The organism is Shewanella sp. (assembly GCF_013214165.1).
GTDB lineage: Bacteria > Pseudomonadota > Gammaproteobacteria > Enterobacterales > Shewanellaceae > Shewanella.
This window is the reverse complement of sequence record NZ_JABSSM010000009.1, coordinates 1-16,643: the sequence shown is the minus strand read 5'-3', so window position 1 is coordinate 16,643 and position 16,643 is coordinate 1. Positions and strand designations below refer to the sequence as shown.

The following is a 16,643-nucleotide window of genomic DNA, read 5'->3' as shown; positions in this document are numbered from 1 at the left end:
CAATAGATATAAGACACTCGATTAGAGTAAAAAAGCCCTGACATCATCAGGGCTTTTTGTTTGCTATATATTGGTTAACTCAAGCAGTAAATCAATGGCTGGCGGTTAAAGACAAGCCACTAAAGCTGCTGTAGCCCCTTAACATGATGTGATACATACCCGACTGATTGACACTGAAGGAACAGGTTTCTGTGTTGCCATTCTTATAGGGGCGACAATCATAAGAGCTCGTCGTTGGCGCACTGCCTGCCTTCACGTAGAGATCGGCATCACCATTGCCACCAACTGTGCTCACGGTTAATTGTGAACCCGCCTCGACATAGACCTTGTAAGTTTGCTCAGATCCTTTTCCCCCACTAATGTCTGTCACAGCAACGCCGTTTGTTAAACAATTTGCATCTGGGCAAGTGCCACCGCCTCCACCCGTTGCATAGCTGGCATTAAGACTCGCATTGGAATACGTACTGTAACCATGCACCATCACATACCATTTACCGGCTGCTGGATTGTTGAAGCTACAAGACTCGTTATTTCCAGTCTTATATGGACGACACTGATAACTGCTTAATGTCGGCTTGCTACCCTGCTGCACATAGATATCCGCATCGCCACTGCCACCCGTCAGATCCACCGATAATGAGGTCGTGCCTGCTGGCACATCGATAAAGTAGTTATTTTCTGAGCCAGTAGCGCCGCTGGTGCTAATGCTCTGATCATTGGTCAGCTCAGTCTCATCCACCGGGCAATCGTTACCACAACCGCCACCAGCACCTTCGAGGGCAAACAATAACTCGTTTGGTGAGCCAGACTTGGCATCGGTTACCTTGCCTGAGGTTGCTCTGGATGAGAGTAAGGCGTCAATTTGTGAGGGAGAAAGTGACGGGGTTTGATCCAAATACAGTGCGGCTACACCAGCCACATGAGGCGCGGCCATCGAAGTGCCACTGATGGTGTTAGTCGCAGAATTGGAATTATACCAGGCTGATGTGATGCTCGAACCCGGCGCATAGATATCTAAACAGCTACCGTAATTTGAGAAGCTAGAACGACTGTCGCTACTGGTTGTTGAGCCGACGGTAATCGCATCCACGGCTCTAGCGGGTGAATAGTTACAGGCATTGCTGTTATCATTACCCGCTGCCACCACGAAGGTGATGCCCGCAGCGACGGCCGCATTCACCGCATCGTCAGTGGCCTGAGAAACACCGCCACCTAGACTCATGTTGGCAACCGATGGGCCCTGAGCATTGTTCTTCACCCAGTTAATACCCGATATCACCCCAGAGTTACTACCCGAGCCACTACAGCTGAGAACGCGAACGCCCACTAGGCTGACATTTTTAGCCACGCCGTAGGTAGAACCGCCTATGGTACCGGCCACATGGGTGCCATGACCGTTACAGTCGGTGGCATCGTTGTCGTTGTCGATAAAGTCATAACCACTGCTGGCACGGCCGCCAAATTCGTTATGGGTGGTCAATACGCCAGTATCGATAATATAGGCCGTGACACTGCTGCCATCGAAATCGTAGTGATAGTTAGCATCTAAGGGCAAGTCCCTTTGATCTAGTCTATCGAGTCCCCAGGTCGGACTGCCTTGATCACCCGCAGCGCTAACCATAGGGCTGATAGACATCATCTGATCTTGCTCGATGTATTTAACATTGGGATCACTGCGCAGGGCCATGATCTCTCGCTGACTACCACTGATCAGCACGCCATTAAGCGCACTACCGAAGTTTTTCTTTACGTTTATGTTGAAACGATTGGCTAACTGCTGGCCTTGTTGAATAGCATAACTCTGAATCGACAGCTGATCTGAAAAGTTGAGCACACTGGGTGTGTTAAACACCACAATATAAGTATCTTTAATAGCACGTGATTGTTCGACCTCAATCATCTGTGCTTGATACTCTTGTGCTTGAATAGAGACCGATGTTAATCCTGCTGTGACCGCTATTGCTATCAGTTGTTTCTTATACATGGTTTAACTCCATTTTTATTAATTGTGCCTCAGGGGCAGAATTAACCTAGTTCATTTATTGAACCGGCGTAATGAGAGTATAAAAAACAAGCGATAGGTAAGGAGTCAGCATTGTAACAATCCCTTTACATAAGTAAAGATTACTAAAACCACACATTATTAATGACTTATAACCGTGAAACCCGCAGAATGAAATTAATTGGCATTTTTTATAAAATAACTTAAGAATATGGCCGATAAGTATTTGTTTTATTTCGGCGCTCATAATTTCATCATTTTATCATCACAATGATGATAACAAATTGACTGAATGAAGATATTACTTCGTTTTTACTAGAGCAGTTCAATCCTGTAAGTAAGAAGTATTAATCACGGTTTCGATGATGTTTTTCTTTAATTAAATCCCTTGAGTTGAGATTTGTGGCATCGTCTTAAAAATACTCAAGGTGATCTCGCCACAATAAACTGAACATAAGCATACTATATTCAGTTTATTGGTTTATGACAGTGTGCCAATGAGAGCTGATAATTGCATTTATGACGACCTCTTATAGAAAGTCGTCTCTAGCACCTCGTCTTTTAGAAGACCTTTTCGTAATAGACTAATTCCAGATCGCCCAATGGGTCCTTGTGAATATCTTTCTTAAGAAAGCTCATGCCAAGTTTCTTCATGATGTTAATCGAACCTAGGTTCTCTTCGAAGGCGATGGCAGACGCCTTATTGATCTTATCCGGCGCGGTAACCACATCCATCACCGCCCTTGCCGCCTCAGTGGCATACCCTTTACCCCAGGCAATTTGTTTGAAGCGCCAACCCAATTCGAGATTGTCCCATTTGGGATCATCATTGAAAAAATCCATGGGTCTCACCAATATCCAGCCCAAATAGAGATGAGCCTTTAAGGTATCAGAAGGTTTGGCAGTCACCTTCCATATTCCCCAACCTTCATCCTCATTGGCATAGGTTTCGAGCCTGGGGATCGAGACCTGACGAATGTCTTCCATGGTCGTCTTACGGCCACCATTGATGTAGCGCATCACGTCTTCATCTTGATCGAGTTCAAACAAGGCTGCAGCATCCTTACGGGTCATAAAATGAAACTCGAGTCTGTCAGTATCCGGAATTCTCATACATTACTCCTCAGCAGGATTACTCTATTCACTAAGCATATAACCCAAGCTTGGCGTTAGCGAGTCGATAACTCAATGTTTTCACCAGAGTAGCCGTCTGCGCCGAAGAGGCTGCCTACTGCAGAGAATGATAAAATCTTGCCTGCCAAACTCTATAATCTTTTGTGCACGAATTAGGCAACAAACATACAAACATGCTGGAGCTATATGTTGGGTATGCATTAGTTATGCGCCAATTATGCAAATCATAAACTATAACCCCGAGATATTTTCAACCTTCATGCAAAAACTCGCATATAAATTCACGCCAACAAGCATGCCGGAAAGACGAAATGGGATATGTCTTCGACCTACACGGGTCTGTGATATTCCCGATATCATTCAGACATTTCCCATATCCCTATGGGTCAGGTAGGAAATGTCCTTCATGCCAGGCGCAATTATCGACCCGGACTCGTTCCTGTTGCTGTCATCCCGGACTCGTTCCTGTTGCTGTCATCCCGGACTCGTTCCTGTTGCTGTCATCCCGGACTCGTTCCGGGATCCAGCTGTTGTCTTTACGTTCTAAGAAGTGGATTCCGGCCAACAAGCATGCCGGAAAGACAGTAAGTGAGAGTGCTGAAAGACGAGGGGAAAGCATGCCGGAAAGACTGGGAGGAGTAGACCTCTTAGCCTGGCTAACTATTGATTTAGATCTTTATGCAAGTCGGCATACACTTCTTTATACATGAGGTCGCGCATCTTATATTTCTGGATCTTACCGGTCACTGTCATCGGGTACTCGGTGACAAACTTGATGTAACGCGGCACCTTAAAATAAGCGATCTTCTCGGTGAGGAAGTGGCGAATTTCATCTTCTATTTCCAGGCAGCCCGGGCGTAACTTGATCCAGGCGCACACCTCTTCGCCATATTTGTCACTCTGCACGCCAAATACCGCCGCATCTAACACATCGGCGTGGCTGTAGAGTTTCTCCTCTATCTCCCTGGGATAGATATTTTCGCCGCCGCGAATGATCATGTCTTTGATGCGGCCGACGATTTTAACGTAACCTTCATCATCCATCTCACCGATATCACCCGAGTGCAGCCAGCCATGGCTGTCGATTGTCGCCTGTGTCTTTTCGGCGTCGTTCCAGTAGCCTTGCATCACGCAATAACCTTTTGAGCACACCTCACCCGCCTGGTTAATTGCCACTGTGTTACCCGACTCATCGATAATTTTTACTTGGGTGTGAGCCATAGCGCGGCCAACGGTCGTGACACGCTTAATCAGGGGCGAATCGATTTCGGTAATATGATTGATAGGACTGGTTTCTGTCTGACCATAGCCAATCAAGACCTGCTTCATGTACATCAAATCCTGCACCCGGCGCATCACCTCTTCGGGACATGTGGCCCCAGCCATGATGCCAGTCCGCAGTGAGCTTAAATCGAACTGGTTAAAGCTGCCTAACTCCAGCATGGCAATGAACATGGTCGGCACACCGTGCAGTCCGGTGCAGCGCTCGTTTTCAACCGCGGTTAATGTCGCCAAGGGCTCGAATGATTCACCAGGAAAAACAGCAGCCGCGCCTTTGGCGATACACACTAGATTGCCAAGCACCATGCCAAAGCAGTGATACAGAGGCACTGGGATGCACAACTTATCGTCACTGGTGAGCTGCATGGCATCGGCGACCAGCAAGCCATTATTGAGAATGTTATGATGGCTAAGCGTGGCCCCTTTAGGGCTGCCAGTCGTGCCTGAAGTGAATTGAATATTGATGGCATGGCTAGGCGACAGGGTCGCGGCCAGCAGATCTAGCCTAGCGCGTTCATTAGCGATTAACGGGCGCTTTATCCGATTAAAATTAAACATCCCCGCCGACACGCCATCACCCATACGGATCACCGACTTGAGTGCAGGCAATGCAGCAGACATTAACTTGCCCGGCTCACAGGTCAATAACTCAGGGGCCAGCTGATAAAGCATGTCCAGATAGTGACTGGTTTTAAAACGCTCGGCGCAGATGATGGCGCAGCAGCCCACATTCGTCAGCGCATATTGTAGCTCCTCGGGCCGATAAGCGGGATTGATGCACACCATGATGGCGCCAATCTTGGCGGTAGCAAATTGCGTCAGACACCACTCGATATTATTGGGCGACCAGATCCCGACTCTATCGCCAGGCTTAATGCCGAGCTCGAGCAGGCCAATGGCAAGTTCATCGATATGCTGTTGATACTGCTTATAGGTCCAACGTACCTTTTGATGCCGTACCACCACAGCCAGATTATCTGGATAACGTTTAACGATATCATCAAAGTAACTGCCTATGGTTTGAGATGCCAAGGGCGACGCCATAGAACCTGAAAACTCACTCATGGATAAAGGAAATACAAGACTCTGTGATGGGGCATCACTTGGAATGGTATCGATAAAATCTAACATAGGGCCTCCTTGCACTGGTTATGATTGTTATATATTGCTAATTTATTAGTTACTCGCTGCTGTGATATCGCCAGTTTAATAAGCTGTACAGCAGCAATAATACTAGGCTAACACTGATTGAATCAATAAGTGTATTACCCAATAATGCATTAAATGCTAAATCACCTTGAAGGTGAGCACCCGCGATGATAATAGGGATGGCCATAAAACTCCCCATTATGCTAAATAAGGTAATAGGCCTATAACGCTTTATATCTGTCGTCTTCTCTGGCGCTAAGCGGATTATTATCACGAATGAGTAAAGCGCCAACATTGGCAGTCCAATCAGGCTGCTGGCATACTGCATCACTTTATACCAAGGCAGCTCTACACCGAGAAGTGTGACGGTTTGCAGTAATGAAGGTATAAGCTCAAGCCCCCACCCTTCCCTATGAGTGAATGAGTCCCAGATCACATGTGTGAACGCCCCTAAGATAATGGAGCACGAAATTAGTAGCACATTAGTGAGGGTATAAGGCAAATAGCCATGGCGAAATCTCAGCAGTCGGGAATATAGCCAAGCGGGTGATGCATCGATGATAAATGGTTTACCGAGATGAACGAATAGACAATACAAGATCATTCCTACGGGTAAGCAATAAAATAGCACTCCCAGTACCGAGTGAGAAAAATCATAGCCAGATAGCGGAAAGAACAGCGTAAAATCTGGCACCATAGCGCCGACGGCCAGTGCGACTAGGGGAATGTTACGATTTAAGATAAATAAGGGTAATATCGCCATGATGTGAGTCACAGTAAAAGGCATTAACATCAACTTTTAAGGAAGGGTTTTAATTAAATTTAACACATTAATTAGCTCACATCTTTTATTACCCACTATTTATTACACACTGGAGGTTTAGGCCTGAACCGAGAGCCATTATCGAACCAGACTCGTACCATCTTGTCATCCCGGACTCGTTCCGGGATCCAGCTCTGGTCCCAGTCATCCCGGACTCGTTCCGGGATCCAGCTCTTGTCTTTACGTTCTCAGAAATGGATTCCGGCCTAAAATAATGCCGGAAAGACGGTAGTGAGTGGATTACCGCCAATGAGCGTGCCGGAAAGACACTAGTTAAGCATGCCGGCAAGACGCTAGATCAACACACCAGAATTATCTACTACGCGTTGCCTCTTTTGTCATCCCAGACTCGTTCCTTTTGGTCTTCCCGGGCTTGTTCCGGGATCCAGCTCTGGCTCTAAGTTCTCAGAAATGGATTCCGGCCAACAGAATGCCGGAAAGACGGTAGTGAGTGGATTCCGGCCAATGAGCGTGCCGGAAAGACACTATTGAGAGTGCGGAAAGACACTAGTTAAGCATGCCGGAAGACGCTATTGAGAGTGCTGACAGACAGTACTTGATAGGGCTGAAAGACACTAGATAAGGGTGTCGGAAACAGAATGCTGAATGCCTCCCTTACCGCTTATCGCTGCTTTTTGGCGTCTTTCACCATGTGCTTTGCGATGGGATGCGATCTTCACTAGCCCAATGCGCTCAAACTCTGTATAATCCGCGACCTAATTTACTCATTATTATTGCACGTTGTTATTTTGGCCTGAGTTTTAAAAAGCGAGTCAATTCAAAACCTGCCTGTACACCTAGGAACATTTCTTTGATATCCACCGCGAACATCACCATGCAGTTTGGCGCTGAGCCTTTGTTTGAAAACATTTCAGCTAAATTTGGACACGGCAATCGTTATGGCCTCATCGGCGCTAACGGTTGTGGTAAATCCACATTCATGAAAATCCTCAGTGGCACTTTAGCACCAAGCTCAGGCAACGTGTCTATCACACCTGGTCTTAAAGTGGGTACCTTGAGCCAAGATCAGTTTGCGTTCGAGCAATACAGTGTGGTCGATACTGTGATCATGGGTGATGCAAAGCTTTGGCAAGTGAAGCAAGAACGTGACCGCATCTACTCGCTACCAGAAATGAGCGAAGATGACGGCATGAAGGTCGCCGAACTCGAGAGTGAGTTTGCCGAGATGGACGGCTATAGCGCCGAGTCTCGTGCCGGTGAGATCTTACTCGAAGCGGGCATCGAAGAATCGTTTCACTTTGGTTTAATGCAGCAAGTTGCCCCGGGTTGGAAGTTACGCGTACTGCTGGCCCAGGCTTTATTTGCTAATCCAGACATCTTGCTCCTCGATGAGCCAACCAACAACTTGGATATTCATACCATCTCCTGGTTAGCGGGCGAGCTAAATAAACGTAAATGCACCATGATCATCATCTCCCACGACAGACACTTCCTTAACTCTGTCTGTACCCATATGGCGGATATCGATTACGGCGAGCTACGTATCTATCCCGGTAACTACGAGTACTTCCTCGAAGCATCTGGCCTTATCCAGGAGCAGCTATTATCCGGTAACGCTAAGAAGAGCGCCGAGATGGCCGAATTACAGGACTTCGTCAACCGCTTCGGTGCCAACGCATCTAAAGCCAAGCAAGCCAGTTCTCGTGCTAAAAAGTTGGATAAGATCAGCTTAGATGAAGTCAAATCGTCGAGCCGTATGACACCGTCATTGCGTTTCGATGAGTGCAAGAAGATGCATCGCCAGGCGCTGGTTATTGAAGATTTGGGCCATGGTTTTGACGCTGAAACCTTATTCGAAGGCGGCGAGCTTATCCTAGAAGCGGGCGCTAAATTGGCCGTTATCGGTGAGAACGGTGTGGGTAAGACCACCCTACTTCGCTGCCTAGTTAACGAGCTGTCACACAATCAAGGCGTGATCAAGTGGTCAGAAAATGCCGCTATCGGTTACTGCCCACAAGACAGCACGGCTGATTTCGAGAATGAACTGTCGTTATTTGACTGGATGTCACAGTGGCGCACGCCTAAGCATAACGACCTTTCGGTCCGTGGCATGTTAGGTCGTCTATTGTTTACCGAAGACGATGCCAACAAGAAAGCCAAGAACTGCTCCGGTGGAGAGAAGAACCGCCTCTTGTTCGGCAAGTTGATGATGCAAGACATCAATGTGCTCATCATGGATGAGCCAACCAACCACATGGACATGGAAGCCATCGAAGCCTTGAACAATGCGCTCAAGGTTTTCGAAGGCACGCTAATCTTCGTCAGCCATGACCGTGAGTTTGTCTCATCACTGGCCACCCACATCATAGACGTGAAAGACAAGAAGCTGGTCAACTTCCACGGCAGCTTCGATGAATACCTAGCCAGCACGGCTGAAGCCGCTGCCAGAAAAGTTGCTTAAGGCGACGCAATAGCTGAATCAAATCCTAGCTTCAATTAAAAACGCCGCCAGACTAGAGTCTGGCGGCGTTTTTGTTTATGGGTATTTAACTTATTGAGTCGCTTAAACTAGCGCTATACAATTTATACCCATAGATATAATACCGGCTGCAGTAACAATAAAACCGAGTTAATCACCAAGCCTAATTAACTGGCTCAGTGATTACCTGAAAACGGCTATTGCCTATTGTCTAAACGCTTCTTAAGATTGAGTGCCGCATCGGCAGCCAGTAAACGCATAAACTCAGAGCCATTATTTTGCACTCCCTGTCCACCGCCGATCACTATCTCAGGTACCAGACGGCTGTTACCTAGGCTGTTAAACAGCGCCGTTTGGATTTTTACTTCCGCTTTTAATGTTTCATCGAACACATATTTAGGATCCAGCGCCGCAGACTTAGCCCTTTGACGCGCTTCGGCTAATACATCCATACCTTGGGCCTCGAGGCGTTGCTGCTTCAAGATTTCATGTTGCTCTTTAGCCAACTCGGCTTTAACGGCCACACGTTGCTGCGCGGAGATAATCGCATTGGCTTTAACCCGCTCGGCGTCAATCTGCTCCTTAATTTTGAGCTTTTCCGATTCGGCTCTCTGCTTGGCGATGGCTTGTTCACCTAAAGCCACTTCGGTACGCGCTTGTTGTTCAGCCTTCTTCAGGTTTTGTCTCGCCAGAGCCTCATCGGCAGCCGCCTGCTTCTGTGCCTCGAGCCTGGCATTCACTTTGCTTTCGTAATCAATATCGATAATGCTCGCATCGACGACCGTGATCCCATAGGCACCTAAGATAGCCGAATTACGCAATGCATTGCCTTCTTCATCTTGTTTTATATTGATGGTGACCCGCTGCTGTTTATTTAAATTATTAAACTCGCCCGTTTTAGGACGGCTGCCAGAACCGAAAATTTGTTCGGTAACGAAAATACCATAGACGAGTTGGTCAGAAAAATCTTGGCTCAGTTGTCCATTACCACCTGAATAATGTTGCTCTACAGACATCATTCTGGCGGACGCCTTCACATTTTCAGTCGTGGCACGCATCAAAAGGTTTGAGATTAAGGTATCTTGCGAGCCAAATTCTTCGTGGATTTTAAGTAATCCCCGTAATGAACCTGACTCTCCGGCTGGCACATTACCTGGTAACCTAAAACGAGCCACACCGCGGGCGTCACCTGTTGTAGTATCGAGGAAACGGATCGGGATTAATGGAACCAAGGCACTCGCCGTTGCACCGTCATCACCGGTAAAATTAATCGAAATCACTTTTTTATAGGCTGACACAGTGCCAAAGGCTTTGAAATAAGGCCCGGCTTGATTGATAACCGTGAGATCGCCGGTAAATGCCGATTGATGAACCAGACGTTCGTCCGCTTCATTCCAGGCGATCATCTGGGAAATAAACGTCGCTATGACCACCAAAACTGTGATACAAGCTGCAATTAAAATGAGGTTACGATTACTCTTTTGCGGGGCAAGAGAACCACGAGTGAATTGCTGATCTGATTGAACCTTACTATCCATGTTTATTGGACTCCATATTTAACTTCTTTTTGACAAAATAGACGATCTCTTGCTCAGTTAATTGAGCGCAAAAACTGCCAGACCTATGCAAGTCGACAAAAGTCGCCAAGATGTCTTGTTTACTTCGTGTGGTTTTTTGTTGGTTTTCTTGGTTTTGATTCTTTTCGATAAGCTGAGTGATTAACTCATCCACTATCGTATCTTCATCAAATAACACATTATATTCTTTAGATTTGCTGATCCGCCCTCTATGTATATTGCGATAAATCACATAGAGAGCCGCGCACAAGATCATAATGAGCACACTTAACCCTGTAATATATAAAAACATAATATCTACTCATTTTGTTTTGAGTGTTCATTGTGGCGTATCAAAATAGGCACAACCTACACTTGTTACGCTAAATCATCTTACAGGATTAAGGTGTATATATCAGGTTAAAATAGATCCAAGACATTGAATGGATTTGTAAATTAAAGTTTAAAAATAAACCGATGACATGTTGTGAATGATTTTTACTCATTACCAGTCATCCCGGCCTTGTTCCAGTCATCCCGGCCTTGTTCCAGTCATCCCGGCCTCGTTCCAGTCATCCCGGACTCGTTCCGGGATCCAGCTTTTGTCTTTAGGTGCGAAACCGTGGATTCCGGCCAACAAGAGTGCCGGAATGACAGTAAGTAAGCGTACCGGAAAGACACTAGTAAAGTCGCGCCAGAATTATCTACTACGCGTTGCCTCTTTTGTCATACCGGACTCGTTCCGAGATCCATTGTTAGCTTTTTTACGGTCTTCCCGGGCTTGTTCCTTTTGGTCATCCCGGGCTTGTTCCGGGATCCAGCTCTTGTCTTTAAGTTCTCAGAAGTGGATTCCGGCCAACAGGCATGCCGGAAAGACGATAAGTCATTGGCTCTACCTATTCTGCAATCGGATGATCTCTTCATCGACCCATCTTAATAACTGTTTGATGGCTTTCGACAGTATCTGGTTTTGTCGCACAATATAACCAAGGCTGGTGGTGGGAAACTCGGGTAGCGGCGTCACCTTGGTCTTTAGATGTCGCTTAGTATAAATTGAAAACTCGGGCACTATCGCCACACCAAAACCCGCTTCTGCCCAGTCTATTTGTGCATCGACACTGCCGACTTCCATGATTCGATACTGAGGTAAATTCAAAGATGGCAGCGCTGAATCGAGTAGGTCTCGGGTACGAGTATCGTGGCCCAATAAGATCAAGGTGGGTTCACTCTCTAACGCCAATTCAGGCTGTCGTTTCGCCTGTTGCCATAGCGCTAGGTTATCTCCTAGTGCGCACCAGTGTATCTGTTGTAACTCGGTGAAATGTAACGGCTGACTCTCTTTTTGGGCGATCACAAAGCCTAAATCCGCTTGGGCATTTTTAACCAGTTCTGATGCTTGTGATGAGGTGGTATTTAACAGCGAAAAATCGATCCCCGGGAACTGGGCCTTAAACAGCTGAAATGGTGAGATCAAGAGTAACCGTGAAATGATATCACTGGCCGCAATGGTAAGCGTTCCTTGGCTAAGGTCGTTGATCGCATTGAGATCCGCCTGACAGACCTGCAACTCCATTAAGGTTTTTTGGCTCGATAGCAGTAACCTAACTCCAGCCTGAGTCAAGTGAAATGGGGTACGCTCAATCAGCTTAACTCGGGTGGTACTTTCTAACTGCTTGATATGCAGGCTGACATTAGGCTGAGTCATATGCAGCGCCGCCGCTGCCTTACCAAAATGTTGCTGCTGCGCTAAGGTGACAAACGTTCTAAGCCAATTGAGGTCAAGCATACTTTTACCTGGTTATTTAAGTCGTTTCTCTACTCATAATATATGAGTTACTTATCAAATCGATAATAATTATTAATTTTCCATATCTCACTCGTTGAATTAGCATAGCCTCTTAATTATTCAGGAGTGTGAGTTATGCCGTCTATTGTTGTTGTGGGTGCCAATTGGGGCGATGAAGGTAAAGGCCGTATCGTTGATTTTCTTGCGGCAGATGCCTCTGCAAGCATTCGTTTTCAAGGTGGCAATAATGCGGGTCATACCGTGGTCAATGATTTTGGCACCTTTAAATTACACCAGCTTCCCAGCGGCATATTTAATCCAGACTGTATTGCGGTACTCGGCCCTGGCATGGTCATCAGCCCTGCAGCATTAAGCGAAGAGATTGCCGAGGTGAAAGCGGCTGGCGTGAGTGTTAAGTTACACATCTCAGATCGTGCCACCTTATGTCTGCCTCTACACGCACTCGAAGATACCCTGGAAGAAGAGCGCTTGGGCGATGCAGCCTACGGTTCAACTCGTCAAGGTATAGCCCCCGCCTATGGCGACCGTGTCATGAAAAAAGGCATTCTTGTCGGCTGGTTAATGCAACCTGAAGTGCTACTTGAGCGTATTCAATTTATGCTCGATTGGAAAATGCCCCAATTAAACGCCCTATACCCAAGCTGTGACTTCAGCCAAAGCGCCGAAGAGATGACAGCATGGTTATTAGAAGTCACAGCCCCTTGGCGTGAATTTATCTGTAACGTGACTGAACCACTAAAAGTCATGCAAAGCAACCAGGCTAACTTGTTGTTTGAAGCACAACTCGGTGCAGGCCGCGACTTGGTTTATGGCGAATACCCATGGACAACCTCTTCAAACGTAACGGCGGCCTATGCCGGCATTGGCAGTGGTTTACCGGCGCTACGCCCGGAGCGGATCATTGCCGTGGCAAAATCATTCAGCTCATCTGTGGGTACGGGTACATTAGTCACCGCAATGGAAGAGCAAGATAACTTCCGTGAAGCATCTAATGAATACGGCGCAGTAACGGGTCGTCCTCGTGATATGGGATATTTCGATGCCGTCGCAACCCGTAACGGTGTCGAGCTACAAGCCGCCACCGAAATCGCACTGACTAAGATTGACTGCTTAACTGGCATGAAAGATCTGAAAATCTGTGTATCCTACGCCGGTGAACACACACAAAACCCAATCTGGCCTCAAACCGCAGCCCTAACGCCTATTTATGAAGAGATGCAAGGTTGGAGCGAAGACATCACAGGTTGCCGAACATTTGCCAGCCTACCCCCAGCCGCCCAAGCTTATGTGCTTCGCATAGAAGCCTTGATGGGTGTACCAATTAAAATGGTATCAGTCGGCCCAGAACGTGAGCAAATGATCCTTAGATAATGACCAGTAATTATCGATTCAGATTTGCTCGTTCCGGGATCAAACTCACGGCTTTAAGTGCTAAGAAGTGGATTCCGGCCTAAAAAAATGCCGGAAAGACAGTGGAAAAAATGCCAGAAAGACAGGAAGTGAGAATGCCGGAAAGACGAGGGAAAGTACGGCTAAGATACCGTCTTGTTCTAACGGCTCATACTGTGAGTCGCATATGAGTACTTACAGCGCAAGCAGTTTCCCCCGAGTCATCTGCTTGCACTGTCTATTAAATGAGCACAGCACGTGCTTGACTAGCATCTCAACTTCTACAGCTCAGTATCATTTTTTTACCTCAATTAAGGGATGAATAAGATAAGGCTGCGATAATACTATAAAGTCGTTAGGCGTTGTTTCGTTGGGTTAGCTGGATAACTTTCAGTCCTAAAGAACTGGCAACAAGTAGCAATAAGTACAAGCACCAACTCAGGAAAAGCATGAATCAAATTACCCTTATCGCATTACTCACCTTTGCCATATTACTCATGGCAACGTTTATCATCATTCCGGTGACTAAGTTTATGTTCAACGTTGCAGTCATCGTCGTCCCCTTCATCATAGTCACGGTCGCGGCTTACTTTATCTATCAAGGTGTCGTAAAAAGATTTAGACGTTAATTAAAGCCTTTGCATAGAGTATTGTCACAATCATTTTACTCTGATCATGAAAAGTAAAATGACTTGCGGGGTTTTTCAAGGTCGTTGGCACTCTTCATCGACTCATAGAACCATGATGTGTCATCCCGGGCTTGTTCCTTTTGCTGTCATACCGGGCTTGTTCCTTTTGCTGTCATACCGGACTTGTTCCTTTTGGTCTTCCCGGGCTTGTTCCGGGATCCAGCTCTTGTCTTTAGGTTCTCAGAAGTGGATTCCGGCCAACAGGCATGCCGGAAAGACCATATTGAATGGATTCCGACCAATAAGCGTGCCGGAAATACACTAGCAAAGTCGCGCCAGAATTATCTACAACGCGTTGCCTCTTTTGTCATACCGGACTCGTTCCTTTTGCTGTCATACCGGACTTGTTCCTTTTGGTCTTCCCGGGCTTGTTCCTTTTGCTGTCATACCGGACTCGTTCCGGTATCCAGCTCTGGCTTTAAGTTCTCAGAAGTGGATTCCGGCTAACAAGAGTGCCGGAATGACAATGGTAATAAAGCCGGAATGACAATGGTAATAAAGCCAGAATGACAATGGTAATAAAGCCAGAATGACAATGGTAATAAAGCCAGAATGACAATGGTAATAAAGCCAGAATGACAGTGGTAAGCACGCGGAAAGACAGGAAGTGAGAATGCCAGAATGACAGTGATAAGCACGCCGGAGAGACGGCAAGGTGCGTCATACTGATCTCGAACACGCTTAAGCTTTATCCATGGTTCTAGGGATGGATAAATGACTACAGCCCCCCAGCTGGCGCTCAGCTGTAGAGCTGGCATCTGGCTGATAGTCGTTGCCTTTTTATTTTCATTTTTAGCCTAAATCACGTAAACTGCGCGCCATAGATTATGAACCATATTCCCTGTTAGGTAACCACCCGATGATACGTCTAAACGAAGTCAAATTACCGTTAGATCATGACGATGATGCATTGCGCAATTTTGTGTTTGATAAACTGTCGATCACGGCAGAGCAGCTTGTCGACATCCATATCTTTAAACGGGGTTATGATGCGCGTAAACGTAATAAAATCACTTTGATTTACACCTTGGATTTGACATTAAACAATGTTGATGAAGACCAGCTGTTATCCCGTTTTGAACAGGATCAACTGGTAAGACAATCACCAGACACGAATTATAAGTATGTCGCTCAAGCGCCTGTCGATTTACAAGAGCGCCCCGTCGTTATTGGTATGGGGCCGTGTGGTCTTTTTGCCGGCTTAATTCTGGCTCAAATGGGTTTCAAACCTATCATTTTAGAGCGCGGTAAATCTGTACATGAACGCGCAAAAGATACCTTCCGTTTCTGGCGTAAAGGTGAATTAAATACCGAATCAAACGTGCAGTTTGGTGAAGGCGGTGCCGGGACATTTTCTGACGGTAAATTATACAGTCAGGTGAAAGATCCCAATTTTCTCGGCTTAAAAGTGAAACAAGAATTCGTTGCCGCCGGTGCTCCAGCTGAAATTATTTATGTCAGCAAGCCTCATATAGGCACGTTCAAGCTAGTTACTATGGTCGAACGTATGCGCAGCAAGATCATCGAGCTTGGTGGTGATATTCGTTTCGAAACCCGGGTTGAAGAACTCAATATCGTCGACAACCAGGTGACTGGTGTGACGCTCAAGGGCGGCGAAGTCATCAATTCCAAGCATGTCACCTTGGCGATTGGCCACAGTGCACGTGACACTGTACAGATGTTGCATGATAAAGGTGTTTACCTTGAAGCCCAGTCTTTCTCGGTGGGTTTTCGCATCGAACATAAGCAACAACTGATTGACCAAGCGCGCTTTGGTAGTAATGCGGGTCACCCGATCTTAGGTGCTGCGGATTACAAATTGGTGCACCATTGCAAGAGTGGTCGTTCGGTTTATAGCTTCTGTATGTGCCCTGGCGGCGTTGTCGTGGCGGCCACATCAGAAACTGAAGCCGTGGTCACTAATGGCATGAGCCAATATTCTCGCAGTGAGCGTAATGCCAACAGTGCCATCGTAGTCGGCGTTGCACCGAGCGATTTCGATAACGATCCGCTGCAAGGCATCGCACTCCAGCGCAAGCTAGAACGTCATGCCTACATCTTGGGGGGTAGCACTTATCAAGCCCCGGCGCAACGAGTGGGTGATTTCTTGAAAGGGGCTCAAGCCCAGCCATACGGTGATGTAGAGCCGTCCTATAAGCCAGACGTCACCATGACAGATCTCAGTACTAGCCTGCCTGATTTTGCCATTGAGGCTATTCGTGAAGCCTTACCCGCGTTTAATAACAAGATCCCCGGATTTGCCCATGATGATGCCCTGCTCACCGGCGTAGAAACACGCACCTCATCACCGGTTCAAATCAAACGTAACGCAGATTATCAGAGCATCAATACCAAAGGATTATACCCAGCCGG

The 16,643-nt window shown here is 46.8% G+C and carries 11 protein-coding genes; 4 read left to right on the top strand and 7 right to left on the bottom strand.

Features of this window, described 5'->3' with window-relative positions:
- Positions 1 to 91: 91 nt before the first annotated feature.
- The 4 genes from HRU42_RS04120 to HRU42_RS04105 form a co-directional block, all read right to left on the bottom strand.
- A complete protein-coding gene (locus HRU42_RS04120) occupies positions 92 to 1,984 on the bottom strand; it encodes a S8 family serine peptidase (protein ID WP_295029079.1) in 1,893 nt (630 codons plus the stop codon).
- Positions 1,985 to 2,563: 579 nt separating this feature from the next.
- Positions 2,564 to 3,115, bottom strand: a complete 552-nt coding sequence (locus HRU42_RS04115; protein WP_295029078.1) for a GNAT family N-acetyltransferase — start codon at positions 3,113 to 3,115, stop codon at positions 2,564 to 2,566.
- Positions 3,116 to 3,796: 681 nt separating this feature from the next.
- A complete protein-coding gene (locus HRU42_RS04110; RefSeq protein ID WP_295029077.1) occupies positions 3,797 to 5,548 on the bottom strand; it encodes an AMP-binding protein in 1,752 nt (583 codons plus the stop codon).
- Positions 5,549 to 5,597: 49 nt separating this feature from the next.
- The gene (locus HRU42_RS04105; protein WP_295029076.1) at positions 5,598 to 6,353 is read right to left on the bottom strand and encodes a DUF4184 family protein; all 756 of its coding nucleotides are present in this window, start codon (positions 6,351 to 6,353) and stop codon (positions 5,598 to 5,600) included.
- An 847-nt stretch (positions 6,354 to 7,200) separates the two neighbouring features.
- Here HRU42_RS04105 and HRU42_RS04100 point away from each other — a divergent pair.
- Complete coding sequence (locus tag HRU42_RS04100) at positions 7,201 to 8,811, top strand: ABC-F family ATPase (RefSeq protein WP_295029075.1); 1,611 nt, start codon at positions 7,201 to 7,203, stop codon at positions 8,809 to 8,811.
- A 215-nt stretch (positions 8,812 to 9,026) separates the two neighbouring features.
- Here the strand turns inward: HRU42_RS04100 and HRU42_RS04095 are convergent, their stop codons facing one another.
- The 3 genes from HRU42_RS04095 to HRU42_RS04085 all read right to left on the bottom strand — a co-directional run bounded on the left by HRU42_RS04095 (position 9,027) and on the right by HRU42_RS04085 (position 12,171).
- Positions 9,027 to 10,367, bottom strand: a complete 1,341-nt coding sequence (locus HRU42_RS04095; protein WP_295029074.1) for an SPFH domain-containing protein — start codon at positions 10,365 to 10,367, stop codon at positions 9,027 to 9,029.
- Positions 10,360 to 10,698, bottom strand: a complete 339-nt coding sequence (locus tag HRU42_RS04090) for a methanolan biosynthesis protein EpsI (RefSeq protein ID WP_295029073.1) — start codon at positions 10,696 to 10,698, stop codon at positions 10,360 to 10,362. The genes HRU42_RS04095 and HRU42_RS04090 overlap by 8 nt, the downstream gene beginning before the upstream one ends.
- A gap of 579 nt (positions 10,699 to 11,277) precedes the next feature.
- The gene (locus HRU42_RS04085) at positions 11,278 to 12,171 is read right to left on the bottom strand and encodes a LysR family transcriptional regulator (RefSeq protein ID WP_295029072.1); all 894 of its coding nucleotides are present in this window, start codon (positions 12,169 to 12,171) and stop codon (positions 11,278 to 11,280) included.
- A 135-nt stretch (positions 12,172 to 12,306) separates the two neighbouring features.
- Between HRU42_RS04085 and HRU42_RS04080 the strand changes: the two genes are divergently transcribed.
- From HRU42_RS04080 to HRU42_RS04070, 3 genes are all read left to right on the top strand, one after another.
- Positions 12,307 to 13,563 carry an adenylosuccinate synthetase gene (locus tag HRU42_RS04080; RefSeq protein WP_295029071.1) on the top strand — a complete coding sequence of 419 codons (1,257 nt, stop codon included), beginning with the start codon at positions 12,307 to 12,309 and terminating at the stop codon, positions 13,561 to 13,563.
- Between the two features lie 467 nt (positions 13,564 to 14,030).
- Entirely contained in the window at positions 14,031 to 14,210 is a 180-nt protein-coding gene (locus tag HRU42_RS04075) for a hypothetical protein (protein ID WP_295029070.1), read from the top strand.
- 919 nt (positions 14,211 to 15,129) lie between these two features.
- Positions 15,130 to 16,643: NAD(P)/FAD-dependent oxidoreductase (locus tag HRU42_RS04070; RefSeq protein ID WP_295029069.1), on the top strand; the 1,514-nt coding region annotated here is incomplete at its 3' end.